Raw genomic sequence first — 2,950 nt, forward strand, 5'->3', positions numbered from 1 at the left:
GCAAAAAATCTATAAAACTTGGACATACTGATACTATTACTCTAAAAAGGTGTGTAATTGGTATGGAACGAATTGAAGCTGCTGAAGAATTAATTGAGGATATGAGGGAGTGTTTTTTGAACGGAACATCCTTAAGGTGTGAAGCTAATGATTTTAACGAATTCCCCGAAAGAATTCTCCTTCCTCAAGCGTGTGAAGGGCGTAGCCCAACGGTAGGTGGGAGATGAATTTCGGTTTGGCGTAGCCAAAAAGTGCGTAACTGTGCTTTTTATTTTCTCTATGATACAATCAGTCTTATAAGATGAAAAAGTTGGTATATAAATGAAATTTGATAGTAATAATCATTCAGTGTTCTTGTTGTATTATCATCTTGTGTTGGTTGTGAAATACAGAAGAAATGTATTTGATGATGATATGTCAGACTATGCAAAAGACATGTTTGTAAGGTTATCCGAGAATTACAACATAACACTGGTAGAGTGGAATCATGATGTTGACCATGTACATATTTTGTTCAAGGCACATCCTAATACAGAAATGACAAAATTCATTAATGCTTATAAAAGTGCAAGTTCTCGACTCATTAAAAGAGATTTTCCACAAGTAAAAAAGAAACTTTGGAAAGAGATGTTTTGGTCAAGAAGTTTTTGCTTACTAACTACTGGTGGTTCACCAATAGACGTGGTAAAGAAGTATATTGAAAATCAAGGTGAAAAGTGAGGTGAAATGATATGACAAAGCATAATAAAGCATATAAATTTCGTTTGTATCCAACAGAAGAACAAGCATCCCTTATGCGTAAAACCTTCGGTTGTGTACGTTTCGTGTATAACAGAATGTTAGCTGAACGGAAAGAAGCGTATGAAAAATACAAAGATGATAAGGAACAACTAAAGAAACAAAAGCTTCCAACTCCTGCGAAATACAAAGCAGAATTTGAGTGGTTAAAAGAAGTTGATTCATTAGCTTTGGCAAATGCTCAACTAAACTTGCAAACTGCCTATAAGAATTTCTTTAGTGGTCAAAATGACTTCCCAACATTCAAAAGTAAAAAAGACAGAAAGTCTTATACAACGAATGTAGTAAACGGAAATATTATGTTGCTTAATGGTCATATCAAATTACCAAAACTGAAAATGGTACGTATCAAACAGCATAGAGAAATACCACAAGACTATATGATCAAGTCATGTACGATCTCCATGACACCTACCGGTAAATACTATGTGTCCATCTTGACTGAATACGAAAAAGAGATTGTACAAAAAGAAGTAGAAACAGTTGTTGGATTAGACTTTGCGATGGATGGATTATACGTTAGTTCTGAGGATGAGAAAGCCAACTATCCTAAGTTTTATCGTAAAATGTTAGACCAATTAGCAAAGGTACAACGAGTATTAGCAAGACGTTCTAAAGGCTCAGAACGTTGGAACAAACAACGTATTCGTGTAGCGAAATTACATGAAAAAGTAGCGAACCAACGAAAGAATTTTCTTCATCATAAGTCTAAAGAGTTAGCTATTAATTTTGATGTTGTAGCTATTGAAGACCTAAACATGAAAGGGATATCGCAATCACTTCATTTTGGAAAAAGTGTTGCTGACAATGGTTGGGGTATGTTCACTTCTTTTTTAGCTTATAAACTACAAGAACAAGGCAAACAACTTGTGAAAATAGACAAATGGTTTCCTTCCACAAAAACATGTAGCAATTGTGGAATTGTGAAAGATATATCATTGTCTGAACGAGTATATTCTTGTATATGTGGTATAAATCTCGATAGAGATTATAACTCAGCTATCAATATCAAAAATGAAGCAATACGTCTATTAGCGTTAGCATAAATAGCAATAAAATAACCTTTGGAACAAGGGAGTTAGCTCGGCTGTCTAAGGACTAATTCGTTAGCTATCAAAAGTAACGACTAACCGAGAAGCCCCCACTTCAGACAGTCCGTTAGGACGTTAAGTGGCGGGTGGTTCACGGTTGTTGCATATATTTTATTAAGTATTGGAATTTTTAAAGATTATTTTGGCAGGGTTAGCGAGGATTGTGAAGAAACATAGTGTGATTGTAAAAATATACAAAAACAAAAAGCATATAAGGATGAGTTGTAAGTGAACTATTGGAAAGGAAGTGGGGAAATCATGATACATCGATATGAAATTGATTTTTCTGTGATGTATGATGGCAAGGTAACAGACTTACAATCAGCAATTATTCCAGCACATTCTTTAGAAGAAGCAAACAAGAAATTACAATCGGAAGTAAAGCGGAGGTTAGGGAAATGTCGTGTCAAAATTGATCATATAAGTTTACTTGTTTCAGAGGATAGTCGATACACAATTGGATGAAATGAGGAGAGGAGTCTTGCAATCAGCAAGGCTTTTTTATTGCTAGAGCTTGATGGAAAGCGAACAATTACAGAATTAGTATATCTATCTCGACAAGATTGGTCAGAAAATGGTCATATTTTAAATTAGAATATCTATACGAGTGTGGATGGTCTTAAGTAAGAAAAAGTATCGTCTGGAACATGGGAAAGTGATAAGGATAAAAAAACAGTAACATTTGAACCGGTTGCTGCTAAATATGTAAAAATAGAAGTGACAAATGGAAAGAATGGATATGCTTCTGCAGCTGAGGTAGAGATTTTGGGGTATTAAAAGTATGTTTGAACTTGACCATCATCTGTAAAAAAACATATATTTTCCGCGGTATTTGCTTTAGATTTCTCGTCTAATATTTAAAGAAATCCGATTAGAAAATGAGTAAATCTTCCTTACAAAAATGTCACATTCCTGTAAGGTTATTAGATAGTTTAGCTACTTTTTCCATGTCATAATAAAGACATAAGAAACGCCAATTAAAAATTATAAGTTATAGGAGAAGGTCAATCATGAGTGGAACAACAACGCAGGGAATTCAAGGGACAGAGATGAGGGAATAT

The 2,950-nt window shown here is 34.3% G+C and carries 4 protein-coding genes and 1 pseudogene; all 5 read left to right on the forward strand.

The window, feature by feature from the left end:
• On the forward strand, nt 1–227 hold a 227-nt coding region (locus AB3X48_RS20300; RefSeq protein WP_483298831.1), incomplete at its 5' end, for a hypothetical protein.
• Nucleotides 228–321: 94 nt separating this feature from the next.
• Entirely contained in the window at nt 322–720 is a 399-nt protein-coding gene (gene tnpA, locus AB3X48_RS20305) for an IS200/IS605 family transposase (RefSeq protein ID WP_367959866.1), read from the forward strand.
• Between the two features lie 11 nt (nt 721–731).
• Entirely contained in the window at nt 732–1,844 is a 1,113-nt protein-coding gene (locus AB3X48_RS20310; protein ID WP_367959867.1) for an RNA-guided endonuclease TnpB family protein, read from the forward strand.
• Between the two features lie 303 nt (nt 1,845–2,147).
• On the forward strand, nt 2,148–2,354 hold the full coding sequence (locus tag AB3X48_RS20315; protein WP_033658980.1) for a hypothetical protein: 207 nt from the start codon (nt 2,148–2,150) through the stop codon (nt 2,352–2,354).
• A gap of 36 nt (nt 2,355–2,390) precedes the next feature.
• A pseudogene (locus tag AB3X48_RS20320) lies at nt 2,391–2,666 on the forward strand (discoidin domain-containing protein); the annotation flags it as partial.
• Nucleotides 2,667–2,950 lie beyond the last annotated feature (284 nt).

It is taken from the genome of Bacillus sp. S4 (assembly GCF_040838205.1).
GTDB lineage: Bacteria > Bacillota > Bacilli > Bacillales > Bacillaceae_G > Bacillus_A > Bacillus_A cereus_U.

What these genes read in the sequence shown, in the direction of transcription:
- AB3X48_RS20315 (WP_033658980.1), top strand. Translation starts at nt 2,148, where the DNA reads ATGATACATCGATATGAAATTGATTTTTCTGTGATGTATGATGGCAAG.
- AB3X48_RS20310 (WP_367959867.1), top strand. Translation starts at nt 732, where the DNA reads ATGACAAAGCATAATAAAGCATATAAATTTCGTTTGTATCCAACAGAA.
- tnpA (WP_367959866.1), top strand. Translation starts at nt 322, where the DNA reads ATGAAATTTGATAGTAATAATCATTCAGTGTTCTTGTTGTATTATCAT.